This is a genomic window from Paenibacillus sp. J22P15 (assembly GCF_056269345.1).
Window position 1 is genome coordinate 239,943 of record NZ_JBWDNT010000001.1, and the last position, 24,494, is coordinate 264,436.

General features: G+C 46.9%; 25 protein-coding genes, 2 pseudogenes and 1 riboswitch. Of the genes and pseudogenes, 16 read left to right on the plus strand and 11 right to left on the minus strand.

Translation table 11 applies throughout. The features are described from left to right. Positions 1-17: 17 nt before the first annotated feature. A complete protein-coding gene (locus AC0YN6_RS01110; protein WP_475744499.1) occupies positions 18-305 on the plus strand; it encodes a stage VI sporulation protein F in 288 nt (95 codons plus the stop codon). Positions 306-368: 63 nt separating this feature from the next. On the opposite strand, the gene AC0YN6_RS01115 is transcribed toward AC0YN6_RS01110, so the two are convergent. Continuing rightward, positions 369-1,064 carry an SOS response-associated peptidase gene (locus AC0YN6_RS01115; protein WP_475744500.1) on the minus strand — a complete coding sequence of 232 codons (696 nt, stop codon included), beginning with the start codon at positions 1,062-1,064 and terminating at the stop codon, positions 369-371. Between the two features lie 175 nt (positions 1,065-1,239). Between AC0YN6_RS01115 and AC0YN6_RS01120 the strand changes: the two genes are divergently transcribed. After that, positions 1,240-2,532 carry a DUF2515 domain-containing protein gene (locus tag AC0YN6_RS01120; RefSeq protein WP_475744501.1) on the plus strand — a complete coding sequence of 431 codons (1,293 nt, stop codon included), beginning with the start codon at positions 1,240-1,242 and terminating at the stop codon, positions 2,530-2,532. A 613-nt stretch (positions 2,533-3,145) separates the two neighbouring features. Here AC0YN6_RS01120 and AC0YN6_RS01125 read toward each other — a convergent pair. From AC0YN6_RS01125 to AC0YN6_RS01135, 3 genes are read right to left on the minus strand one after another with little or no spacing between them, the layout of a single operon-like run. Further along, a complete protein-coding gene (locus AC0YN6_RS01125) occupies positions 3,146-3,472 on the minus strand; it encodes a YolD-like family protein (RefSeq protein WP_475744503.1) in 327 nt (108 codons plus the stop codon). Beyond that, complete coding sequence (locus tag AC0YN6_RS01130) at positions 3,469-4,734, minus strand: DNA polymerase IV (RefSeq protein WP_475744504.1); 1,266 nt, start codon at positions 4,732-4,734, stop codon at positions 3,469-3,471. Before AC0YN6_RS01130 ends, AC0YN6_RS01125 begins: the two co-directional genes overlap by 4 nt. Beyond that, the gene (locus tag AC0YN6_RS01135) at positions 4,724-4,933 is read right to left on the minus strand and encodes a hypothetical protein (protein WP_475744506.1); all 210 of its coding nucleotides are present in this window, start codon (positions 4,931-4,933) and stop codon (positions 4,724-4,726) included. Before AC0YN6_RS01135 ends, AC0YN6_RS01130 begins: the two co-directional genes overlap by 11 nt. A 173-nt stretch (positions 4,934-5,106) precedes the next feature. On the opposite strand from AC0YN6_RS01135, the gene AC0YN6_RS01140 reads away from it, so the two are divergent. From AC0YN6_RS01140 to AC0YN6_RS01185, 10 genes are all read left to right on the plus strand, one after another. Next, positions 5,107-6,654: a spore germination protein gene (locus AC0YN6_RS01140; RefSeq protein ID WP_475744507.1), complete on the plus strand. Its 1,548-nt coding sequence runs from the start codon at positions 5,107-5,109 to the stop codon at positions 6,652-6,654. A gap of 18 nt (positions 6,655-6,672) precedes the next feature. Further along, positions 6,673-7,881, plus strand: a complete 1,209-nt coding sequence (locus AC0YN6_RS01145) for a Ger(x)C family spore germination protein (RefSeq protein ID WP_475744508.1) — start codon at positions 6,673-6,675, stop codon at positions 7,879-7,881. A 16-nt stretch (positions 7,882-7,897) separates the two neighbouring features. After that, positions 7,898-8,980, plus strand: a complete 1,083-nt coding sequence (locus AC0YN6_RS01150; protein WP_475744509.1) for a GerAB/ArcD/ProY family transporter — start codon at positions 7,898-7,900, stop codon at positions 8,978-8,980. Positions 8,981-9,067: 87 nt separating this feature from the next. Then, positions 9,068-10,504 (plus strand): glycosyltransferase, encoded by a 1,437-nt coding sequence (locus AC0YN6_RS01155; RefSeq protein ID WP_475744511.1) that lies wholly within the window; start codon positions 9,068-9,070, stop codon positions 10,502-10,504. A gap of 134 nt (positions 10,505-10,638) precedes the next feature. Further along, positions 10,639-10,751: riboswitch (TPP riboswitch) on the plus strand. 185 nt (positions 10,752-10,936) lie between these two features. Next, the gene (locus AC0YN6_RS01160; RefSeq protein WP_475744512.1) at positions 10,937-11,971 is read left to right on the plus strand and encodes an ABC transporter substrate-binding protein; all 1,035 of its coding nucleotides are present in this window, start codon (positions 10,937-10,939) and stop codon (positions 11,969-11,971) included. A 71-nt stretch (positions 11,972-12,042) separates the two neighbouring features. Next, a complete protein-coding gene (locus AC0YN6_RS01165) occupies positions 12,043-12,345 on the plus strand; it encodes a thiamine-binding protein (protein ID WP_475744514.1) in 303 nt (100 codons plus the stop codon). Further along, complete coding sequence (locus tag AC0YN6_RS01170) at positions 12,335-13,108, plus strand: ABC transporter permease (RefSeq protein WP_475744515.1); 774 nt, start codon at positions 12,335-12,337, stop codon at positions 13,106-13,108. The genes AC0YN6_RS01165 and AC0YN6_RS01170 overlap by 11 nt, the downstream gene beginning before the upstream one ends. A gap of 3 nt (positions 13,109-13,111) precedes the next feature. Continuing rightward, the gene (locus AC0YN6_RS01175; RefSeq protein ID WP_475744516.1) at positions 13,112-13,909 is read left to right on the plus strand and encodes an ABC transporter ATP-binding protein; all 798 of its coding nucleotides are present in this window, start codon (positions 13,112-13,114) and stop codon (positions 13,907-13,909) included. Then, entirely contained in the window at positions 13,910-14,776 is an 867-nt protein-coding gene (locus tag AC0YN6_RS01180; protein WP_475744517.1) for a TatD family hydrolase, read from the plus strand. It abuts the gene before it with no gap. Positions 14,777-14,970: 194 nt separating this feature from the next. Further along, on the plus strand, positions 14,971-15,744 hold the full coding sequence (locus tag AC0YN6_RS01185; RefSeq protein WP_475744518.1) for a glucosaminidase domain-containing protein: 774 nt from the start codon (positions 14,971-14,973) through the stop codon (positions 15,742-15,744). A gap of 122 nt (positions 15,745-15,866) precedes the next feature. Here the strand turns inward: AC0YN6_RS01185 and AC0YN6_RS01190 are convergent, their stop codons facing one another. Both AC0YN6_RS01190 and AC0YN6_RS01195 read right to left on the minus strand, forming a co-directional pair. Continuing rightward, positions 15,867-16,025, minus strand: coding sequence for a hypothetical protein (locus AC0YN6_RS01190; RefSeq protein WP_475744520.1), 159 nt, complete (start codon positions 16,023-16,025; stop codon positions 15,867-15,869). Between the two features lie 279 nt (positions 16,026-16,304). Further along, positions 16,305-17,141: an MBL fold metallo-hydrolase gene (locus AC0YN6_RS01195; protein WP_475744522.1), complete on the minus strand. Its 837-nt coding sequence runs from the start codon at positions 17,139-17,141 to the stop codon at positions 16,305-16,307. A 198-nt stretch (positions 17,142-17,339) separates the two neighbouring features. Here AC0YN6_RS01195 and AC0YN6_RS01200 point away from each other — a divergent pair, with 198 nt between their 5' ends. Together AC0YN6_RS01200 and AC0YN6_RS01205 are read left to right on the plus strand one after the other, a co-directional pair. Then, positions 17,340-18,872 (plus strand): FAD-dependent oxidoreductase, encoded by a 1,533-nt coding sequence (locus AC0YN6_RS01200; RefSeq protein ID WP_475744523.1) that lies wholly within the window; start codon positions 17,340-17,342, stop codon positions 18,870-18,872. A 60-nt stretch (positions 18,873-18,932) separates the two neighbouring features. Then, complete coding sequence (locus tag AC0YN6_RS01205) at positions 18,933-20,147, plus strand: MFS transporter (RefSeq protein ID WP_475744524.1); 1,215 nt, start codon at positions 18,933-18,935, stop codon at positions 20,145-20,147. Between the two features lie 48 nt (positions 20,148-20,195). On the opposite strand, the gene AC0YN6_RS01210 is transcribed toward AC0YN6_RS01205, so the two are convergent. The 4 genes and pseudogenes from AC0YN6_RS01210 to AC0YN6_RS01225 all read right to left on the minus strand — a co-directional run bounded on the left by AC0YN6_RS01210 (position 20,196) and on the right by AC0YN6_RS01225 (position 21,700). After that, positions 20,196-20,312 (minus strand): excalibur calcium-binding domain-containing protein, encoded by a 117-nt coding sequence (locus AC0YN6_RS01210; RefSeq protein ID WP_475745498.1) that lies wholly within the window; start codon positions 20,310-20,312, stop codon positions 20,196-20,198. Between the two features lie 39 nt (positions 20,313-20,351). Beyond that, a pseudogene (locus tag AC0YN6_RS01215) lies at positions 20,352-20,774 on the minus strand (NucA/NucB deoxyribonuclease domain-containing protein); the annotation flags it as partial. A gap of 170 nt (positions 20,775-20,944) precedes the next feature. After that, positions 20,945-21,055, minus strand: coding sequence for a YjcZ family sporulation protein (locus AC0YN6_RS01220; RefSeq protein ID WP_475744525.1), 111 nt, complete (start codon positions 21,053-21,055; stop codon positions 20,945-20,947). A 165-nt stretch (positions 21,056-21,220) separates the two neighbouring features. Beyond that, a complete protein-coding gene (locus AC0YN6_RS01225; protein ID WP_475744526.1) occupies positions 21,221-21,700 on the minus strand; it encodes a MarR family winged helix-turn-helix transcriptional regulator in 480 nt (159 codons plus the stop codon). 205 nt (positions 21,701-21,905) lie between these two features. Here AC0YN6_RS01225 and AC0YN6_RS01230 point away from each other — a divergent pair, with 205 nt between their 5' ends. Next, a complete protein-coding gene (locus AC0YN6_RS01230) occupies positions 21,906-23,297 on the plus strand; it encodes an MFS transporter (protein ID WP_475744527.1) in 1,392 nt (463 codons plus the stop codon). Between the two features lie 369 nt (positions 23,298-23,666). Here AC0YN6_RS01230 and AC0YN6_RS01235 read toward each other — a convergent pair. Continuing rightward, positions 23,667-23,798: pseudogene (locus AC0YN6_RS01235) on the minus strand (asparagine synthase); the annotation flags it as partial. 137 nt (positions 23,799-23,935) lie between these two features. Here AC0YN6_RS01235 and AC0YN6_RS01240 point away from each other — a divergent pair. Next, positions 23,936-24,208 (plus strand): hypothetical protein, encoded by a 273-nt coding sequence (locus AC0YN6_RS01240; RefSeq protein ID WP_475744528.1) that lies wholly within the window; start codon positions 23,936-23,938, stop codon positions 24,206-24,208. Positions 24,209-24,494: the final 286 nt, after the last annotated feature.

The window sequence follows — 24,494 nt, forward strand, 5'->3', positions numbered from 1 at the left end:
GATGGAGGTGTCAGGGATTGAGCTACCAAAACTATGGGATTAAACCTCAGCTAGTCGAGCGTGTTAAATACAAAATGAAAAACCCTGCTGTGAAGGAACGTATCAAGCTGCTGCTTGGAAATGTGACAAAGTATGATTTGCAGGATCGGCCAAAGGTAAGAAGGCTTGTGAAAGCAGCTGCCGTGATCTTGCAGGAGCAGCTTACAGATACGCAGGAAGACCAGGTCGTTGCCTTCGTAATGGGGCAAAAAATCGACCCGAACAACACGTTTCATTTGTTGAAGCTGTGGGGAATGTTTCGCTGACCGCTTGAGGTCAGCGATTTTTTTTTTGTTTACAGCGGATGCTGGGTCTTTCTCGCATTGCTGCTACCATAGCTCGAGCTGCTCGTCCACATGTATAGGATTAATTAAAGAGGGCTCGTCGTTGCGAACGCTTCCGACTGCCAGGCTGACGGGATAGGCTTCGAGCTCATGCGACGCGTACGGCTTAAGGAGCGGAGTAATCGCATGAACATCTGTGACGGCACGATTTAGCCATAGCTGCTCAGCCTCGGGGCGCAAAATGACTGGCATCCGATCATGAATGGGTGCGACAAGCTCGTTTGGCGTCGTTGTCAAAATGGTGCAGCTATTTACTTTGGTTCCTTCTGGTGAAATCCATGTCTCATACAGACCGGCCATGCTGAATAAAGCACGGTTTTTAAGGACAAACCGCATCGGCTGCTTGCCATGTGCAGTTGCTTTCCACTCATAGAAACCATCGGCGGGGATGAGGCAGCGTTTGCGCTGCAGCGGCGCCTTGAAGGCAGGCTTGCTCGCTGCTGTCTCTGAGCGTGCATTCAGCATCTGAAAGCCAATTTTCGGATCATCTGCCCATGGCGGCACGAGTCCCCATTTCAGCTCTCCTAATCGGTTGACATGCCCATCGTTAATGATCGTCAGCACCTGCTGGCTCGGAGCTATATTATATTTCGGGCGGTGAAATGGCACCGTCGTTTCTTCAATCATATACCTAACCATCAACTCTTCCAACGTAACGGTAAGCGTATACCTTCCACACATGACTCTCGTCTCCTTATCTTTTGTTTGCTCTTATTATACATCGTGAACAACATAACAGCATATGTTGCATACACGGTATGACGAACTGCGCAGTGGCTGATACTGAATCTTATAGAGGCAGTGTTAAAGCAGCATGTTCTACATAGTCAATGACGTTATATGAGGAGCACTGACAATGGACAAAAAGTATGAGGAAAGAACATATCGCCGTTCATTTGTCTACTGGCTGAGGCAGCTGCTCGCGCTTCCTAGCGCGGCGCTTGACTACGCTGTGGGCAAATGGGGGGCAATGAGTGCAGCGAATTCGATGATTGCAGAGGCGGTCCCGCTGCAGCTCTCCTCTTCCTCCGTTGGTAGATTGAAATATGCATGGTCGAAACATTTCGAATTTCCTGATACTGGAAGCGAAGTGCCTTGGAATGAGGAGGAACTGGCACTCATTGAACGGATTCGTACAGAGACTGCTGCTGCCAATCGGAATAATGTGACGCGGACGGAGGCATATCGTATCCTGTACTTCCGCACACCTGAGCTGCATTGGGCGCTGCTTGCTCATATGGTGTCTCGAAATGGCGGTTGGAATATGACTGATTTGCAAGGAGAGTGGCTCCCTTGGCTGCTGAACGCTGACCAGCGAAAGGCGGTGTTCCGGTTTCTAGAGCAGGCGAATGCACTGATTTTTCAAGATGCTTATCCTCAGCTGTTATTGTACGAATGGAGTCGGCGCGAGGGTAGAAGCTTATTCCATCTGCTGCCTGCATTTGAGGTTTCGGCATTTATGACACCGGTATGGAAGCAGTTTTGGCGTGATCGCGATGCGGTGCCGTTGACGATAGCGTTAATCGTTAATGAGCAGCACTATATAGAGCGGCGTGTTGTGCAGCACCCGTTTTTCCGGGAGAAAGTGCTTCATACTTTATTTTTCGGACTGCAGTCGCTGCTTCAGCTGAATGGTGTTATTTTCCCATATGGGAATGGCGAAGGCAAAGGGGAGGGCGGATTTACGCTGCGGCTCTCTGGTCTTATTTTGGAGCGTTTCGAAAATGTGCAGGAGAGAATAGAGTTCGGGAAACGTCTATATGCGATGTTATTTGGCGTACCACGTGTTTTTGAAGGAGCTAGATCCTTCGCCGGGGCAGTCAAGCATACAGGCTCGCGTGCAGATTATGCGCCGCATATGTTCACACGCGTTCGTCAACAGCAGCCGCAGAGCGTATACAAGGAGCGACTGCTAGGCGGGCGTCTAAAGCCCGGGGCCGAGCCGTTGTACAGCCCGGAGCTTAGTACTGCGTGGAACGATCAGCCCATTGAATCCCCGGAAGCGGGCGATTGGTTTAAAGCTGTTGCGGACATTGCACCTTATTTTCAGAAGCTGCCGTTGCCGCAGTTTTTTGAAATCACGAACGAATACGGGCTGATGCTAAACAAGATTGAACTAGCAGTACTTGCAGTACAGCGCGGTCAATAAATGTAGTCGCTATACCTGTTTCGATTCGGGAAACGGGTTGATTCATGAAATAAAATCAATTTATAACAAAATTAAAGTTGACAACTATTTTATGTAAATGGGGCTGTCCCAAAAGTCATTAAAGATGACGATGGGATAGCCCCTTTCTATTCAGAACAAAACTAGATCTATATGCTGCCTATTCCGCCAATCGCCTCTAGAGCGCCGGATTATCAGAAATAAGTCTAGAAACTAGACTTATTTCCCTGAAAACGACCATTCTACACAAATAGATCTAGAAATTAGATCTATTATGCTGCCTATTTCGCCAATGTGCCTCTAAAGCGCCGGATTATCAGAAATAAGTCTAGAAACTAGACTTATTTCCCTGAAAACGACCAATTCTACACAAATAGATCTAGAAACTAGATCTATCATGCTGCCTATTCCGCCAATGTGCCTTTAAAGCACGGAATCATCAGTTACCACTACTTTAGGGACATCCTCATTTTTGTTTGTAAAGGGAAGAGACTTGATTCAGGCTTAACAAAAGATCAAGCAATTTGAATCGGAAGGACAAAGAAACACGGTGCTTCATGGGATAGATAATAGATACGCAAATCTAAGCGTCTCCTTATTCCTCGGTCGCAGCACCCTCAATATCTCGGATAAAGAACCATTCCCCATCGACCATAAAGCGGCCCTTCAGCTGGTCTATCCGGTCTACAATCCCGATGACGGTCAATTTCTCAAGGGGATGGAATAGACGCAGCGTGATGGACTGCCGCTGGTGCAGTGAGTCCGTCACGGAGCGGGCAACATGTTCCCATTCCTGCTCGTCAAGCTCCACGCGTTCTCGCTTCCTGAGCGCCTTCTCATGCTCATTGATCGCGACCTTATGCTCAGGCAGCATCATACGGCTCGACTCCCAAAGCCCGTTACCTTCAAGTTTCTTTCTCATTTGTAATGTCCTCCAATCTTCTCAGAGCGGTGCTGCGCTTGCCCAGCGTCCGTAATGGATACCGCTCTGAGAATAGCGGCATCCCCATATTTCCGTTTCAAGGCGTCCGTCGCCCGCTCAAGTGCCATCGTCTTCTCGCGGTGAGGGTCAAACAGCGAGAGCTGGTACTCGTCATCCTGCGAAAATTGCGAAAGGCTGACCCCGACCTTCCTCACTGGATATCCGTCCCAATGCCTCAGCATCAGCTGGACCGCGGCGCGATAAACCTGATTGGTGACGTTCGTTGGATCGTCCATTTTCATTTGGCGGCTAAAACCGGTTGGCCGGTCGTAGTCGGCTCCCATTAACCCGACCGAAACGACATGCCCCATATACCCTTTGCCTCGGCAGCGCTGGCAAACGAGCTCTGTTAACTCAAGCAGCACCACCTTAATCTCCTCCAGCTTCCAATAATCGCGAGGCAGCGTCATCATATGTCCCACAGCCTTTGGAGCGACCTGATGCGTGCCCGGCGTAACGGGACTGTTGTCAATTCCGCTAGCAATGTTCCAGTACAGCTCCGCATTAATATCAGAATTTTTGCCGAATTTGCGGCGCATCATCAGCTTTAGCTTCTCAAGCGGCGTTGCCGCTATTTGGCCGATGGTCTCAAGTCCCATCGATTGGAAATGTCTCGTCATTCGACTGCCGACCATGAACATTTTGGAGACGGGCAAGGTCCAAAGCGTATCTTGAAGATTATCTTTGGAGAGGGTAAACATGCCCGTAGCGTTTTTCTTGGCATAATTATCACAGGCTGTCTTCGCCAAAATTTTATTTTCCGCAATGCCAAAGCGGGTGTACACTCCAAGCTCCGCTTCAATGCGAGTTTGGATATGGCTAGCCAGCTCATCGGGTGATCCGTACAGATGCAGCGAGCCTGTCACATCAAGAAACTGCTCATCGATCGAATAAGGCTCGACAAGATCGGTATACGACTGATAAATGTTCGTAATCATCATGGAAACATTGATATACAGCTGCATTCGCGGTTTCAGAATGACTAAATTCGGGCATTTCGCAAGCGAGTCGCCAAGACGCTCCGCCGTCGTTACGCCGAAGCCTTTGGCGATAGGGCAGGCGGCAAGAATAATGCCTGAGCGACGTTCGGGATCGCCGGCAACAACGACAGGCAAATCGCGATATTCGGGTCGCTCCGCCTTCTCCACTGACGCATAAAACGATTGGCAATCCGCAAGCATGATTACTTTATTAAGAGACATGTTGGCTCACCAGCTCTGCGGCTAATACATTGGCTGCGAGAAAGACGCGTTGTGCGCCAGAGTCTGTGCAAAAGGCTCTGATGTAACCATCTCTTACCGATATGACGCGAATTCTTCGTTTCGTAAATTTCCCCTTCTTACTCATATAAATCACATCAACGACACAACCGATTGCGCTGAACCATTTTTCCAATGTCATGATGCATTCCTCCATAACAAGAACGTTTGTTCTTATTATATACAGAACAAACGTTCTTATGCTATAGGTTTTTTGTGGTTATTATTTACAAGGTTTGGTTAACGATAAGAACGTACATATTTACATCCATAATGCGCCAAAATAGAAGCAACATGGAAATGAAGGGTGCCGTTATGAACAAACAAAACGCAGGTAGGCTAACACCGTTCAGTTCGTCGCTGCATGCAAATGTCAAAACGATTGGCGATTGTTTTGGAGGCAGCACAGATATCGTAATCCGAATGTTTCGCAGCGACGCGGCTCCAGAGCGTGAGATTGCCATTCTTTATGTGGATGGAATCGTAAACTCGGAGACCATTAACAAGAGTGTTATGGAGCCATTAATGTCGATGAAGCTGCCGCAGCATGTGCAGGTGAAGGGAGGCAAGCTGCTGGAGGCGCTGCGCAACTGCGTCGTTTCAATCGGATCGGTGAAGAGCGTAGTCACTTTGGAAGAAGCTCTCCAATATATGACGGACGGGTTATGCGTAATTATAGCGGACGGCAGCACGGAGGTGTTGACTGCGGATGTGAACGGCGGGGAGCAGCGCAGCGTCACAATTCCGCAGACCCAGACTGTCATTCGGGGCCCGCAGCATGCCTTTGTGGAAAATATTCAAACGAATATCAGTTTGGTTCGTCGCATTATTCGTTCTTCTGACCTTCATGTGCAGGTGCACAAGATCGGTGAGCAAACGCATACTAATGTGGCTGTCATGTTTTTGCACGGAGTAGCGGATGAAGGAATCATTAAAGAGGTTTACCGAAGACTGGCGGCTATCGAAATAGACGGTGTGCTTGAGAGCGGATACGTAGAAGAGTTTATTCAAGATGAGACATTCACACTATTTCCAACGCTCTCGAATTCTGAGAGGCCGGATTCGGTCGCAGCAGCACTGCTCGACGGAAGAGTGGCGGTGCTGGTCGACGGATCGCCAATGGCGTTGCTCGCTCCAACTACGTTTTTTACCTTTTTCAAATCACCGGAGGATTATTATCAGAGGTTCGATATTGCCTCGTTCGTCCGGATGATTCGATATGGTGCCTACGTGGTTTCGATTCTCCTTCCTGCCTTATATATCGCAGTAACTACCTTTCATCAGGAGATGCTGCCGACTACGCTGCTTATCAGTCTGGCAGCTCAGCGCGAGGGCATTCCGTTTCCAGGTCTAGTCGAGGCACTTCTCATGGAAATCACGTTCGAGGTGCTTCGTGAGGCGGGCCTGCGAATGCCGCGGGCGATTGGGCCTGCTATATCCATCGTCGGTGCTCTCGTATTAGGACAGAGCGCGGTACAGGCAGGCATTGTATCCGCCGGGATGGTTATCGTTGTCTCTTTCACAGCGATATCTAATTTTGTTATGCCGGAATTCAATATGGCCGCAACTTCTCGCATTATTCGGTTCTTCTTTATGATTATGGCTGGTATTTTTGGGTTTTTCGGTATTTTCATATCGGCGCTGTTTATGCTGATCCATTTAGTGTCGCTGCGCTCCTTCGGAGTGCCGTACATGTCGCCGGTTGCACCAACTCCATCAAAGCAAGGGTTTTGGAAAGACGTGTTCGTAAGGCTGCCATGGTGGGCAATTGTGCTTCGGCCTCTTGATTTGAATCTGCGCAACCCCAAGCGGCGGCCAAACGGAAAAAAACCGATGGCACAGCGTCATTCCGATAAGCCGTAACGAAAGGGAGGAACGGCCATGAACAAATGGAGGCTTCTGCTCCCGCTGCTCGTATGCCTGCTGACTGCTGGCTGCTGGAATCGGGTAGAGCTAAACGATATTGCCATTATTTCCGCAACCGGGCTAGATTGGAAGGACGGAAATTGGGTGATATCGTATCAGGTGGTCATTCCACAAGCAATTTCCAGCCAAAGTGCTGCAAGCAATACGGCGGCGGTGAATGTCTTCTCAACAAAAGGCGAGAGTACCCGGAGCGCGGTCAACAAGGCGAGTCAGGAGATGTCGCGGCGCCTTTACTTCTCACACAATCAAATTGTCATTATCGGTCAGGAGGCAGCACGTAAAGGGCTAAGTTCATTTCTCGACGTATATTTGCGAAATCATGATTCCCGCGAGACGGTGAGCGTCTATTTGACGAGAGGCAACGCGCGCCGAATGCTGGAACAGTTGATCCCGCTTGAGAAAATTCCTGGCGCAGCCATTCATCGTATGATCATCAATGAAGAGAAGAACAGTTCTATTTTTCGGCAAATGACGATCCATGATGTGATGCTGGATTTGCTCGGCACAACACATGCCACCAGCATACCGGGTCTTACCATGGCGGGAACGAGCGAGAGCATGGATCGAGCTGAGAAGCTGACCCGCACCAATACGCCCTCCAAATTAAGACTATTTGATTTGGGGCTGATTGTAGGCGATAAGCTGGTAGGTTGGGTTAATGATGAGGAGAGCCGAGGCATCATGTGGCTCACGAACCATGTGAAGAGAACGACGATCCCTTTTGCATGCTCAGAGGATGGGAATGGACTGAAGAACTCGTCGATTCGAATTACGCAGGCGAAGACCAAGCTGCGACCTGAATCGGCAAGCGGCAATTGGATTATGCATGTGAATGCGAGCGCTGCGGGCACGCTGCTCGAGTATAGCTGCCAAGATGATCTCACCAATCCGAAGCAGGTGGAGAAGGTTGAGCGGCTTATTGAAGGCGAGCTTGCTTCCATTATGGAGAAAGGGTGGAAGGCTGCTCGTAAACATAAGGCAGATGTAATGGGCTTTGGAACATTGATCCACCAAAGATATCCCAAGCAGTGGTCGGAGGTGGCAGATCAGTGGACGGAGCTATTTCCAAGCATAGAAGTAAAGCTGTCGGTAAAGGTGAAGCTCAGTTCAACAGGTTCGAGCGAAAGCGGCTTTAAAAAGGTACAGGAGAAAGGCCGCTCATAAGCAGAAAGGAGACCGTATGCAGCAGATCGGAAAAAAACAGATTTCTATATTGATTATCGTTTTTTTGATCGGAAGTACGCCGTTGTTCGAGCTTGGCACTAAAGCGAAGCAGGACGCATGGCTATCAATGGCGATCGCTGCGGTTGCCGGCCTGCTGCTTACAAGCATGTATGTCCGTATACAAAAGCGCGCTCCTGATTCGGAACTGGCTGAGCTTTACAAGATACATTTTGGACGGTGGATCGGCGGCTGTGTCGGGCTTCTCCATGCTTTGTGGTTCGCTTACGAATCGATGCGAAATGTGAGGGATGTAGGTGAGATTACGACAAAGGGCTTGCTTATCTTAACCCCGAAGTGGATTATTATGCTGCTTATCCTCATCGTTGCAGCTTACACCGTAAACAAGGGTCTAGAGGTATTTGTCCGTGTAGTGCAGCTGTTATTTCCGATTACAGTTATTGGATATTGTTTAATAATATTGCTTGTATTCATAACTGGATTACCGAAAATAACACATTTGCTGCCGATTTTGGAGAATGGGATCGGTCCTGTCGTGAAGGCGGCATTTCCGGACTTGCTCGGTTTTCCTTTCGGGCAAATGGTTGTTTTTCTCGTTTTCTGGAAGCATGTCAGCGAGAAAAAAATGATCGGACGAGTCTCGTATCGGGCTTTTATTCTAGTATCGGTTTTTCTTATCCTCATGAATGCGATCACGATATGTGTATTAGGGCCAGATTTAGCGGGTCTTACAGCACTGCCATTGTTGGAGGTGGTGCAGCTGATTCGGTTGGCAAACTTTCTGGAGCGGCTAGATGTGATTGTAACACTGCTTCTATTTATCGGTCTCTACGTGAAATTGACCGCGCTGTACATGGCATCGGTATTCACATTGAGTGCGGTAAGTGGTTTCGCTTATCGTTACTGTGTGGTACCGGTAGGTATCTTCATCTATGCAGCTTCGTTTTTGGAAACGAACAATACGTATCACATTTGGGTCGGATTTGAGATTTCGCTGAAGATTGTTCCATTTTTCCAAATCGTACTGCCGCTGCTTATGCTTATCGTCGGAATACGAAAGAAATATAAAAAGGCAGCATGATAAAGTTGGAACACATTTCTCACCGAAGCGGCTGTATCGACATATTTTATGGGTACAGATTTTTACGCTTGCTTGAGGGGGATATGCGTGAGCGATTCCAATAGGGGTATGACAAGCATTATTCTCGTTACCTACAATAAGATCGAGTTCACAAAACAATGTGTGGAGAGCATTCGGCGTCATACGCAGCGAGGCAGCTATGAGCTGATTATTGTAGATAATGGTTCGACGGATGATACGGTGGCGTGGGCAAAAAACGAAGGCGGCATCCTAGTCATTGACAATGGCTGCAACAACGGGTTTCCTAAAGGCTGCAACCAAGGTCTGGCTGCGGCTTCAGGTGATCTTCTTCTGCTGCTAAATAACGATACAATTGTAACGCCAGGCTGGCTTGACGGACTTACACGCTGCATATTCAGTGATGAACGAATCGGAGCGGTCAGTCCTGTAACGAATTCGGCATCCTACTGGACGACAATTCCGGTCACATATAAGACGATAGAGGAAATGGAGCTGTTCGCTTCCGCGCTGCACGCGATTCCTGACAGAACGAAGTGGGAAGAACGTGTGAAGCTCGTGGGCTACTGCTTGCTGCTGCGGAGAGAGGCATGGGAGCAGGTCGGACCGCTTGATGAGTGCTTTGGCATCGGCAGCTTTGAAGATGATGACTATGGACTGCGGCTGAGGCTGGCAGGATACAAGCTGATGTTATGCGGGGATACGTTTATTCACCACTATGGCAGCGTCTCCTTTAACTCTGAGCCGGAGTTATATCTGCAAACTTTCAATAACAATACGAACGTTTTTATGGTTAAATGGGGTTTTCACCCCGGCGAAGCGACATATATACGCATGGATTTCAGTACGGTTATTGAGCGGGAATCTCATGAATACAAGCGCGAGGAATGCTCAATTCTGGAAATTGGCTGCGGCTGCGGAGCGACGATTCTACATGTGAAGAAGCAATTTCCAACTGCAAAATGGTACGGTGTCGAGGGCAACGAGATGGCGGCAAGAGTTGCAGAGGCCTCGGGAATTACGGTGTTCCGCTCGAGAGAGCCGGAGGATTGGATATTGCCTGCAGAAGGTTTGGACGGAATCATGATCGGGGATGCCCACGCTTATGGAACGCCGCAAACGATGAAGCGGCTTGTTAGTCTTTTAAAGCCGGGCGGCTGGCTCATCGGGTGTTTTGCCAATCGATTTTATTTCGAGAATATTCGGCAGTACTTAGATCCTTCGAATGTGAAGGCGCAGCGTCAAGCGGCGATTCAGTACACAGCACAGCAGGTGGGTCAGTTGTATGTACAGGCAGGTTTTTCTTATGTGAAGGTTACGCGCGCAGAGAATAAGCCGCAGGAGCAGCTCGATTATATTCACTTGCTTGAGCAAGTAACATCAAGTGATATTGTGAATGAACTGACAGCCGCTTATTTGCTTGTCTATGGACGCGTTGCTCCTGCTGCGGTTCAGGAGGATGATAAGGAAACTCGTGGTACGGGCGAGGCGGGCTTCATGAGCTGAAAAGTGTAGAGCCGATGTATGTGGTAGCCGTATGCCGAAAGACGAGAGGGATTATGGCTTGATGATAATCATTTTCAAAAAAAGCTGGCATTAAATGCGGGTTTTGCTATACAATGAATGGTATTGACGAAACCGAATATGTTCCGGGGAGCTGGTTAGGCCGGCTGAGAGGGGATTATCTACACAATTCCGACCCGTTAAACCTGATCTGGATAATGCCAGCGTAGGGACAGAAGCTCTGTTTATTAGGCAGGCACGGTCGCAGAGACCAAGCATGTGCTGGGATAAATAGCTGCAAAGCCGATGATATGGCGTCCTCCGGATTAGGGGGACGCTTTTTTTGTTGCAATTGGAATGATGCAGCCAGGGGACCGGATACTACGAGGAGACGTCTTAATTGAATCGAAGCATGGAGAGGGGAACAAAAACATCATGAATCAGAAAAAAGCAGGGCAAATGTCGTGGAGATTGGTGGCAGCGATGCTTGTGTTCGTATTGGCGCTGGCAGGTTGTGGTGCCAATAACAACGGCGAGAAGCCGAAAGAGCAAGAGGGATCAGCGGACAAGCCGCTTGAGAAGGTGCAGGTAGTACTAGACTGGACACCGAATACAAATCATACCGGACTATATGTGGCTAGAGATAAAGGTTTTTTTAAGGAGCAAGGTCTTGACGTTGAAATTATTCAACCGGGTCAAAGCGGAGCTGATCAAATGGTAGCCTCGGGCAATGTACAGTTTGGCGTGAGCTATCAGGAATCGATTACGATGGCTAGAATTGCGGGCGTGCCGCTCGTATCGATCGCCGCTGTCATTCAGCACAATACTTCAGGCTTCGCATCTCCGCTCGCAAAGGGAATCGATTCACCTGAGAAATTCGAAGGCAAAACCTACGGCGGCTGGGGCGCTCCTGTCGAGGAGGCGGTTATTCAATCGCTAATGCAGGAGAAGGGTGCGGATGTAAGCAAAGTAAACATCATGAGCATCGGCGAAAGCGACTTTTTTACAGCGGTTAAGCGGGATATCGATTTTGCATGGATCTATTATGCGTGGACAGGTGTGGAAGCAGAGCTGCGCGGTGAAAAGATTAATATGGTTTATTTGACTGATTATAGCGACAAACTGGATTACTATACGCCCGTGATTGTAACAAATGAAACGATGATCAAGGATAAACCGGATGTGGTCAAAGCGTTTACTGCTGCCGTGTCAAAAGGCTACCAGTATGCGATCAGTAATCCAGAGGATGCGGCAGAAATTTTAATCAAAGCAGAGCCCGACTTGAATGCAGAGCTTGTGCGTGCCAGCCAAAAATGGTTAAGCTCGAAATATCAAGATGACGCGCCGCGCTGGGGTGAACAGAAGCTAAGCGTATGGGAAAACTACGCGGAGTGGATGTTTGAGCACAAGCTGCTCGAGAAGGAGCTTGAAGCGGAGAAGGCGTTTACGAATGAGTTTCTGCCTGAATAAGATAATGGTCAACGACAGGAAAGCGGACATAGTCCGCTTTCACTTACAACGATGAGAGAGAAGGAAATCAGATGGCAAACGCATTAGTAAGCATTCAAATTTTACCGACAACGCCAGGCGGCGAAAGCGTCCTTCCTTACGTAGATCGTGCAATTGAAATTATTAAAGCAGCGGGAGTGCCTTACCGAGTAGCGCCGCTTGAAACGACAATGGAGGGTGAGCTTAGCCACCTGCTTAGCGTAGTGCAATCGATGAGCGAGGAAATGGCAGAGATGGGCTGCCCGTCCGTTATTTCACAGGTTAAAATTTATTACAATCCAGCAAAGGGTGCTTCGATGGGCAGGCTGCTGGAGAAATATCCAGATGGGCAATAAAAAGTCGATTTGGTCAAAAATATGGCCCCCAGCAGCGCTGATGATCACGCTGCTCGCCGGCTGGCAGGCAGCTGCATCACTTGGATTGTTTGAAGAATGGATGTTTCCATCACCTATATCAATCGTGCAGGAGGCCATCGCTATTTGGCCAAGGTTAATGATGCATACGGGAGCTACGATGAAAATCATGCTGCTCGGCTTTGTGGGAGGATCGGCGGTGGGCTTTGTGCTCGCCGCTTTGCTGCATTTAATCCCCGGCGTTCGATCGGCAGTATACCCGTTGCTCGTGCTGTCGCAAAACGTACCCATCATTGCGATCGCTCCTATCTTGACGATGCTGCTGGGCTATGGAATGCTGCCCAAAGTGCTGCTTGTTATGATGGTGTGTTTCTTCCCGATTACGGTTGCCATGCTGAGCGGACTTATGAACACCGATGCACAGCTTCGTAATTATTTACAAATGATCGGCATTAACAAATGGCAGCTTTTTTGGCGATTAGAGCTTCCACACGCGATTGTTCATTTATTTTCTGGTTTAAAAATTGCGGCGTCCTACAGCGTGCTCAGTGCAGTTGTAGCCGAATGGATAGGTACGAACAAAGGGCTTGGAGCATTTATGATCATCTCGTTCAAAGGGTTTATGCCTGATCGTGTGTTTGCAGCAGTTATTATTATCGTTGCGATCAGCTTGACGTTATTCGGGCTAATCACCTTAGCGGAGCGCCTCGTCATTCGTTGGCGCCCTGAGAAAGAGGTGAACTAGAGGATGAGCAAGCAAAGTGAATATGAGCTTGCCACGCTGCATGCGAAAAATATTCGGAAGCAGTTTGGCAAAGGACTCACGAGCAAAGAGGTGCTTGGAGGCTTATCCTTCTCGATAGCGGATGGAGAATTTGTATCGATCGTAGGACCCTCTGGGAGCGGGAAGACAACTTTGTTTCAAATTATCGGCGGCTTGGAGCGTCCGTCGGAAGGCGAGATTTGGATTAATGGCAAGCAAACGACGGGCGAACGCGGGCATATTTCATATATGCCGCAGCAATCATCGCTGCTCCCATGGCAAACCGTCGCAGGCAATATTGAGTTATCGCTTACCATCTCAGGTGTGGATCGAAAGCTCGCGAAGGAGAAAACGAGCGAATGGCTGGAGAGAATCGGACTGCAGGAGTATGCGGATTGTTATCCACATGTGCTGTCAGGAGGGATGCAGCAGCGGGTTTCTTTCCTTCGTGCGCTGCTTGCACCGCAGCGGCTCATGCTGCTCGATGAACCGTTTGGCGCACTGGATGCTTTGACGCGGCAGCAAATGCAGCAGTGGCTTATGTCGATTTGGGAGCAAAATCGCAGATCCGTTCTGCTCGTTACGCACAGCATTGAGGAAGCCTTGTTTTTATCAGACCGGATTATCGTACTGTCTGCATCGCCAGCTGTAGTGCTGGAGGAATTTCAGGTGCCTTTCGAGCGTCCGCGTCATGAATCGTTGTGGACGGACCCGCGGTTCTATGCCATGAAGCAGAACATTTATGACCTGCTTAAGACAGGTGCCAACGAAGGGGATAAATAGATGACGAGGGAAATAGGCAGTGAACAGCGTGAGCGGCAGCTTTCTAATGTGTCACCCCTCCAAGCTGAAGCTTGTATAGATGCACATCTTCATATTGACCTGTATGCGTCAGAATTGCGGGAAGAGCTGCTGGAGCACGCCTTTGCAGAAGGAGTTGCAGCTGTGGTTGCAGTTTCCATGCATTTGGAGTCATCAATTGTGAATCGTGAAATTGCGCTTCAGTATGCGGGAAAAGTGTATCCTGCTTACGGCTTTCATCCAGAGCAGCCTATACCGGCTGATGCGGAGATCGACAAGCTGTTTGAATGGATTCGCGCGCGTCATGAAGCGGGTGAGTCGTTTGCTATAGGGGAAGTAGGGCTTCCTTATTACACGCGGACAGAAGCGATGGAAGCTGAGGAGGGCGTGGTTTTCGATGAAAAACCATACTTGGAGCTGCTGGAACGCTTCGCTGCGCTAGCCGTAGAGCTGGATCGTCCGCTTGTGCTGCATGCGGTGTATGAAGACGCCGACAAAGCATGCGACATTTTGGAGCGGTATGGCGTTCGCAGAGCGCACTTTCATTGGTTCAAAGGCAGTTCCGAGGTCATACGCCGCATGGCTGCCGGCGGCTATATGGTATCAGTTACGCCTGACGTTGCCTATGAAGCTGAGATTCAGCAGCTTGTAGAGCAGTATCCGATGGAGCTGCTCATGGTCGAGACGGATGGTCCGTGGCCGTTCGAGGGGACGTATGCGGGTCAACCGACGCGGCCGGCAATGGCTGCTGATGTAGCAGTACATATTGCGGCTATCAAGAAGCTAAAGGCCGAGCAGGCCGCGGAAATATTGCTTGCGAATACACGCCGTTTTTACGGAATTAAATAGAATAGGATGTATAGTATAAAACTAAAGCTAAGAGCCGCTCTATCAGAAAAATTTTTCTGACAGGGCGGCTCTTGTTAGTAGAGACAACCTTTCATGCCATATTGTCCATTGCCATTGGCGCTCTCGCTGCATACAAAGATAAGGACAGGGTTAGACATTGCAGCTCACATAGGACGGCAGGAAGGAGTCAGACAATGGCGCAGCTTACAAGGCGACAATTTATTGAGCAATTAGCACCAACGGTCATAAGAGTTAAGCGTGAAGGATCTAAAATGTTTCCTTCCGTTCGATTAGCGCAAAATGTACTCGAAACTGGTGGCGTCATTCACCCATGGTACAACTTAGGTGGAATTAAGGTTGGGAGCGGGCAGACGAATGCTTTTTGGCACGGAGAAGCTGTCGTCAAAGGGACATGGGAGGTCATCGATGGGCGAAGTGAAAACAGACGCGCTGCTTTCCGAGCCTATGAGAGCGTGTATCATTTTTATAAAGATTTGGATTTACTGCTGGCGACCGCTCGTTATGAACGAGTTCGGAGCGCGCCAACGCCAGAACGACAAGCAGATATGCTGTTAGCTTGCGGCTATGCGACAGATCCGGCTTATCCAGCCAAATTAAAAACCATTATTCAGCAGTATGGGTTGAAGAAATATGACGCATTAGCCAGTTTACCGCTGCCGAAGCCGGAGAAGCTGAAGGATGCGGAGCTCATCGTTGTTTTGTACAAGGGATTGGTTATTTCAGACGGTTACTTATTTAAAGGAGTCACTTGGGTGCCGGCAAGACTGCTTGGCGAAGCGCTGGGAGCGAAGATTGATTGGACGGGCACGAAGGTTACCGTAAACGGTAAAGAGCTCGAATCCATTTTGTCCGAAGCAAAAGGCTATGTTCAAATTAGAGCTCTGGCAGCAGAGTTCGGATTAACTGCCACATGGGAACCGGCTGCAAGAGTCATATTGCTGGCGTAGCAGAGAATAGCTTGAAAGGTGAACGGAGCGACGATCATCACTCACAGAAAAAGCGAAAGCCAGCGGATAATCGCTGGCTTTCTTAGTGGCGCATTTCAAAAGTATATTGTAGGGTGAACGGGTCATTTGCCTTTTTTGGATGCAGCCCAAAAGGCAAGTATGATAAGGGGAATAAGAATGTACCAAGGAATTGTAATTGTACCACCAACAATAAAAGCCAGCGCCATCACGATCATGACACCAATAATAATGTAAAGACAGCCTCTGCCGAATGTTTCCATCGTTAATCGCCTCCTAAGCTTCGGTTTTGCACGAGACAAAACCTTCTTCGTAAGCAGCCACTTCTTGAGAGTATATTCGGTTCTAACGTTTTTATGGGTGGTATGGTTTCAAAAAAAAAATGGCCCGCATCTCTGCGGGCCGGCGTCCTAGAACTATATATCAACAGTGGGGTTGATGTCTCTAAGTATAGAAAATGAACCTTAACGCAATATTAAAAAACTTTGTCGGATTGTTTACAAAAAGGGGTTGGTAATGTCTGACAAGCTAGGCGTTAATGTCTAGTTCGTGAGGAAACGTCCATGCTTCGGTACTGCGATCTCTTTGAATTTGTTCGTTAGTAGCGTGAGATTATCCTTCAGCGTTTCTCCGAACATAGGCTCCCCATGGCCTGTAATTGCCAAAGTAGGATCTAGGCCTTCAAGCTTCTTTACGGATTTCTCAGCAGCTTTCCAATCCGTCGTGAAATATTGTGGCGGGCCGCTGATTTCCTGCTCCTGTGTTATGACTTTGTATAGAGATTCCTGCTTGACGGTAGTAAAAGCATCACCGGCAATCAAAGTACCGTCCTCTGGGCGGAAATAGGAGGTATGTCCTGGTGTATGTCCCGGTGTGTGAACATATTTCCAACCCGGCAATCCTGGCACACTTCCGTCAGGTGGAAGCGGATGCACCCGATCGTCGAGATTAATACCGTCATGGGGAAAGAACGGAGACATCTCTGATATGAGACCGCCATGTACGGTTGGATCTGCTGGGGGGTAATCGGACTCGCCTGTTAAATAGGGCAGCTCCAGCTTATGCGCATAAACAGGAACATTCCAATGCTCTATTAATTCAATAATGGCACCAACGTGATCAAAGTGACCGTGTGTTAAAAGAATAGCTGTGGGACCAGATTCAAAGCGCTCTTCAGCTTCTTTAATGATTTTTTTCGCTGATCTAGGCATGCCTGCATCGATGAGAACCCAGCCGTCTTGCGGCTTCTTTGGGTCACCAATAAAGCATACATTTGATATTTGAACAGTGTAACAATAAACATCAGGCCGATAAGCTAGTCCATTCCCACTAGCAGAAGTCGTTATCGGCACATGTGAAAGTTCGAATGAGCTTTCCAATGCTAAGCGCCTCCTTTATCATCATTCTCCTGTATACACTGTCCAATTGTTAGGTGCTTATGCTAATTATCATAAGTGTAAGGACTTCAATATGTGGAATTTCAAGCAAATCGGTTAGTTTAGGCTTTCCGTATGCTGAGAATGAAAGAAGTTGTAATGGTACAAATTAAGGTGCATTAATTCGAGGAGGTGAGAGTAATGACAGAAGGACATGACATGCCTAAATTTCCTGAGTCCTATTGGTCAAAATCAACGAATGAGCATCAAGTCTACGCCAAACTTGAGCAGAGCATTGAAACCGATGTTGTCGTTGTAGGTGGAGGTATTTCTGGTATCACAGCTGCGTATTTACTTGCACAGGAGGGATTGAAAGTTGTCCTCGTTGAAGCAGGTCAGCTCCTTAATGGGACAACTGCGAATACGACTGCAAAAATAACCGCCCAGCACGATTTAATCTATGACGAGCTTATACGAGATGCTGGAATAGAGAAGGCCTCATTATATTACAAGGCGAACGTTGATGCTCTTCAATTTATTAAGGAAACGATTAAGCAGTATAAAATCGATTGTGGATTTTCGATGCAGGACGCATATGTGTACACAGACTCGGATACATACATAAAAAAGCTTGAGAAGGAGATGTCCGCTTACTCTACACTAGGTATATCCGGTGCGTACTCTGATCATATTCCACTTCAAATACCTGTTAAAGCAGTGGTCATTATGCAAAATCAGGCACAATTTCATCCATTGCAATATTTATATGAGCTTGTGCGGAGGTTCGTTGAAGCAGGTGGAACGATTTATGAGAATACAACAGCAATTGATGTAGAGACGGGTCCTTTGCCGGAAGTGATAACAAGCGGTGGACACCGAATCAAATGCAAGCATGTCGTTTCCTGTACTCACTTTCCGTTTTTTGACGGGCATGGCTTTTATTTCGCAAGAATGCATGCAGATCGATCCTATGTGCTTGGCCTTCATGTTGAGGATGAAATGGAAGGCGGCATGTATATAAGTGCAGAGGACCCAAAGCGGTCTATACGATTTGCAGAGACAGGAGATGGTACCCGATTATTACTTATTGGCGGCCAAAGCCATAAGACTGGTCAGGGGATCTGCACGATTAATCACTATGAGGAGCTGAAGAGGTACTCCGAACAGCATTTTCGAGTGAGCAAGATTGCTTATCGTTGGTCTGCACAAGATCTGGTTACAGGTGATAAAATTCCGTATATCGGTCGTATAACGGAGTCCTCTACGAATGTTTATATCGCAACAGGCTATCGGAAATGGGGAATGACCAATGGCACCGCAGCCGCTATGCTCATTAGAGATTTAATCTTAAAGAGGGATAACGAGTATGAGCGACTATATGCTCCGTCACGTTCGATGTCGTTTGGGACGATCAAAAATCTTGTCGTTGATAATGCGGATGTGGCGAAGCATCTCATTGCTGGCAAACTCGAAATGTTTCGAAAACGTCTCGAGGATTTGGCACCGGACGAAGGCAGTGTCGTTCAGCTTCATGGTAAAAGAGCCGGTGCCTACAAGGACTCAGATGGAAAGCTATTTCTTGTAGATACTACCTGCACGCATATGGGCTGCGAAGTGGAATGGAACAACGGTGATCGGACATGGGATTGTCCTTGCCACGGGTCTAGATTTGCGATTAACGGTGATGTCGTCGAAGGTCCTGCAGAGGAGCCCTTAAAAACTTTGTATAGATAGGTTGATGAATGAATGTCAGAATGGTCGTCAGGCGTCTTATCATAAAAAAGGAGTGCATTTGTGGAAAAAAAGTGGGATTTAGCAGCGTTAGCATCTATACCATTAATTATGACCCTGGCTAACTCGATGTTGATTCCTGTACTGCCATTAATGCAGAAAAAAATAAATATCTCTTCTGTACAGTCAAGCTTGATCATTACGGTATATGCAGCGGTCTCGATTATCTGTATTCCTATTGCGGGCTATTTGTCAGATCGATTTGGTCGGAAAATAGTTATTATTATCGGATTGTCGATCGCGGCTATCGGAGGTTTGATATCAGGTTTAGCTGCTTGGTTAATGGATTCCCATGTGTATGCAGTCATCTTAGCAGGTCGATTGATTCAAGGTATTGGCGCAGCGGGGGCATTTCCAATCGTCCTGCCTTTAGTAGGCGATATGTTCGAGAGCGAGGAGGAGGTCAGCAGAGGTCTCGGAATGATCGAAACCTCAAATACATTTGGCAAAGTGCTCAGTCCTATATTAGGCTCGGCACTTGCACTTGTTGTATGGTTTCTTCCGCTTGCCGTTATTCCATTTATATCCTTGATTTCGATCCTTGGGGTTATATTCCTTGTTAAAGTTCCTAAACAGAAAAAAATATCAAAAGAGGAGAACAATCTTAAAACGTTTGTTCACTCTATCAAATTGATACTTGCAGAGGAGGGGCATTGGCTTTATGCAACGTTTGCAATAGGCGGTATCGGCATGTTCATTATGTTCGGATTTTTGTATTACTTGTCGTCGGTGTTAGAGGATCACTACCATATAGATGGGATTTGGAAGGGATTACTGCTTGCCATTCCTTTAAGTGCCATTTGCCTGGCATCATTTATTACTGGGAAAGTCGTTGGCGAAAATAAAGCGAGAATGAAGTGGCTTATTGTCATAGGTACAGCGGTGTTAGCCGGGATGATGCTCGTATGTGGAATTATGAATACGAAGGGGCTCTTTTTTCTGATTACCTTTATGTTTATTAGCGGTGCTGGAATCGGGTTAGCTTTGCCAAGCTTAGACGCATTAATTACAGAAGGCATCGAGAAGAAACAGCGAGGAACGATTACCTCGCTGTATAGCAGTACTCGATTTATAGGTGTAGCTGCGGGTCCGCTGATCGCGTCGCTGCTTCTAAAAAATGAAGCTTTCATGTTCTATATGTTTGCTGGATTTGCCTTGCTTTGTTCCATATTAGCCTTGCTGACGGTTAAACCGAACAAGCAGAAATCCATCTCTTGAACAGACATCTGGAAAATGCTTTACAACGCTAAGTAAATTGGAGATGGGCTAGCTGCAGGCTATCCCATCTTTATCTCGGTCAAGTTTTAGCTGATAGCCAGGGTCGCCTTTATGTAATGGAGCTGCTCCTGCCTCTCTAACGGCTGCACAGTTGGCATAATACACTGGTTCTTCTTTTGCTGGAGGCTGTTCCGCTGTTTCATCAATAACGAATAATACCTTTGTGCCGTCCTTTAAATCCGTCAGAAGATTTCCAATCCACGAACCTGCTCCGCGATTATCCTTAGGCGAGACGTAAGCAATATCCGCGCCTTCACCGCCTTCTTTACACATAGCCATAGGCCATTCATCTCGATCAAACCCTTTTTTTGTCGGAACACCGCTCAAGGAAGCTTGTCGGTTAGCATCAGCGCCATCTCGATCAATCGTACAAACAGCAGATGCTCCTGCACGAATAGCAGCTGTAATATGCGCCATCGTCTCCGGATAACGATCATTCGGCAATTGGATGGTCATCCCGTAATCTGAAGATGAGGCGTTAAGATTTGAGTCCGATTGAACGAGTAAGTTTCCGCAGCCAGTAAGCAAAAGCAAAAGAGTGAGTAATGCGGCTAACAATGATCTCATGATGTATTTGTGTCTCCATTTCTAGTCATTTGCAACTATCATACTATACGGTTTTCAATAGATAAAGGTTGGTAAAAAGAGAGAAGACCCATAGAATGGGCCTTCTGTAGAAGTGTATGAAGGAAGTATAGAAATTTTAATGTTCAAGCGTTATTTTATTGCAGGGGCTATTAATAACCCTTGCCGAAAACACCGCAAGTACAAGCGATAATGACCAACAAAATGAAAAGGACCAGGATCGTACCAGTGTTTGTGAAAGCACCGCCAACGTGACCGGACATTTTTCATAGCACCTCCTTCTGTATTGAGTACTCTGTAGGTTATGCGTCAAAACGCCTTGATGATTGGGTGTTTGTCATAGAGACATTATATAAATATCATTCGCGTAAGCGGTGCTCCGATTGCAACGGAAATGAGGAGATTATTCAAAGATAGCAGCGAACGCGTTATTTTAAAATAGATGCGGACGGATCAGACATATCCTTGTTTTCAATAAGAAGCAATAAGAGGTCAAAAAACTGCTGGCGCTGTTCATTTGAAAAGTTACCCAATAAATTTTCTGCAATTTCAGCTTGGAAAGCTAACACTTCGCTTATATGCGTTTGAGCAAGTTCTGTAAGCTGGATAAGTGTTGCCCGTCGATCGGTTGGATCGGGGATTCGGATCAGCAAACCTTCTCGTTCCAGCGCATCGACAAAATCGGTAACAGTACGTGCTTTTATTCCTAATTCAGATGCCAGCTCATTCATGCGAATTTGTCCTGCTTTGGAAACGACAGATAGAAGACGCAGCCTGGGACCAGTAATTTGATAAGGCATATGAAGAGCGGATAGCTGAGATTCAAATTCTCTTTGGATATAATGTGTTGCCCTCATTAATACGTGAAAGATATCTATGGCTGCTGGATTTTCCGAATGTGTAAACATAATGCCCTCCTTGATCGATTCAAACGATAGTATCTAGCGGTTATTCCCTATTCTAGCTGATTGTATTCAAGTTGCAAATGATCTCGATCCATTCCTATCTTGACACTCTAAATAATAGTGTGTATCCTCAGTATTATAATATAGTGAGTAAGCTCACTAAATTATTATAGGATGGATTATTAGTTCACCTAATGGAGGGATAGGCATGAATAGTTCAGAATTCAAAAATGGAGATAAGCTGCTGCGAGTGCTTGTTGTAACATTAATATTTTCAGTAATGAACGGTACGATGTTTAACGTTGCTCTTCCGGCAATCGGTCAAGAGTTCGATCTTGTACCTTCACAAGTCAGTTGGATTATGACGGGGTATATGGTCGTCTACGCTATTGGTGCGGTTGTATTTGGGAAGCTGGCAGACAAATATCGTTTGAAGGACTTGCTCACGTATGGACTTATCGTCTTCGCTCTCGGGTCAGTCCTCGGCTTGCTAGCCTCTGAGTACTGGATGATCATTCTCGGCCGAGTGCTGCAGGCGGCGGGTGCGGCGGTACTTCCTGCTACGGCAATGATTATACCGATCCGATATTTCTCACCTGAAAAGAGGGGACGGGCGCTCGGGACGTCAGCAATTGGACTTGCGCTGGGAAGTGCTTTGGGGCCGGTTGTTGCAGGGTTAATTACTAGTGTTGGAAGCTGGAGGCTTTTGTTTGTCATTTCCTTACTGCCGCTGCTAACGCTTCCTTTCTTCCGCAAATATTTAGATAACACGAAGGGAACGGCGGGGAGTATCGATTTTATTGGCGGTGGCTTGTTAGCGGCTGCAGTTGCACTCTTCTTGCTAGCGATTACGCAAGGGAGCGGGCTGCTCTTCATCGTTGGGGTTGTGCTGCTCGTTCTCTTTATAGTAAGAATTAGGACCACGGCAATACCATTTATTCAACCAGGCCTATTTCGTAATAAAAACTTCTCAATTGGTTTAGTTTTAGCTTTTATAACGACATCCATGAGCTTCAGCATGACGTTTATGACGCCGCAATTTTTAACGGCTGTAAACAACTTGTCCTCAGGAAACATTGGTTTCGTACTGTTTCCGGCTGCGATTGCTTCCGCTATCTTCGGACGCAAAGGCGGCAAGTTAGCGGATGAATGCGGCAACTATGTTCTTGTTTCTATTGCAACGATATTGATTTTTGCGTGTTTTGTACTGTTATCAACCTTTATCGGAGTATCACCTTACGTGATAGCAATTATCCTCATTGCGGGTAATGTAGGACAGACCTTCATGCAGATTGCGATGTCAAATACGGTATCACGGACGCTGTCGAAAGAAGAGACGGGAGTCGGGATGGGGTTATTATCTATGATCAATTTTATTTCAGGTGCGATTGCGATGAGTGTCATTGGAAAATTGCTCGATAAGGGTTCAGCTTCTTTTCATTTAAATCCAGTTGTAACGAATGAGTCTGCGAATGTGTACAGTAACATCTTTGTAGTTTTGAGTTTGTTGATCGTTGCTGTAGTCGTCATTTATCGTCTCCAGTTCGGAGTGGCTAAATCAGCAGCTAGGGTGTTTAAAGTTAGCGGAGGGAAGGAATAGTAGAAACTGGCTTAATCGATTATATAGAACCTTATCAATTGAAAACAAATAAAACCTGCTGCACCAAAGAGTAAAAGCCGTCCCGTATATTTAGTTAGTTTTATTGTGGCTTGCTCTGCTTCTTCCATGTTTGGAGTTTCTTCTCCAAATGAACGCTTTTTAAGGGAAATCAATACAAGGACCAATAGCACGAGGGCGTAGAAAAGATATTTTGCAATAGTAGTATCGAACACTGAAATGAAGAGGTTAATCAAGGCCATCCAAGGGTTGAATTCACTGGAGAAATACATGGGCACCACCATCTTTTCTAAATAATAACAATTGTAACACTTGTTGAGTGATTTGTTGTTGAAATTTTGGTGAACGTACTCCAAGAATAACATGGGCAAGACCAAAGCCAAGGACACCGATCCCAATAAGTTTATACTTGCTATTAAGCATTGTAGCACCAGAAGCAGAAACTACAGTTCCAAGAACGGTAGGGATCAAACCTTCGCGCATAAACACTGCGGCACAATGAAAAGGAACCTTTTTGGCTTAACCAAATCGTTTGATGTTGTAGCATAAATAAGCTAATTAAGAGCACTATAATTATGGATCAATAATGGACTAAACAATAATTAGGGGAGGCTCGCTTTATGATAAATCGAAATGAACAAAAGCAAGCTGCTGTTCAGGAAAATCAACAATTGCAACAAGCACAACAGGAAGTTCAAGCGGCGCATCAACTGCTGCAAGTAGAAAGCCAAGAATTGCTGCAAGCGGAACAGCTGTTGCAGACGGGGGTTCAACAAGTGCTGCAAGCTCAGCAACAAGTCAATCAGGAGCAACAAGATGTCCAAGAAGCCCAGCAAATGCTTCAACAAGCACAAGCTGCTGCAATGGCTTCTCAAAACAATCCTCTTCAATAGGATATTTAGATTAGCACCGGGATGAAAATGAGTTGGATGTAGTTGAATAGAAGAGCCTTCGGAGTAATCCGTTGGTTCTTTTTTTTGAGCGATGAACAAAATCCAGATGATGATATCTAATCGTCTTAAATCTTCTACCTCTAGAAATGGCACATACTCTACCGAAGCGACATCAAGCGAAACGATGAAAAAAGTACTAGACGCATCTGTACCGACTACAGTAGCTAGTACAAAATATTGGAAAGGCGATTTTACAGCACAAATCTATTCCGGAACGGTTTTAGTA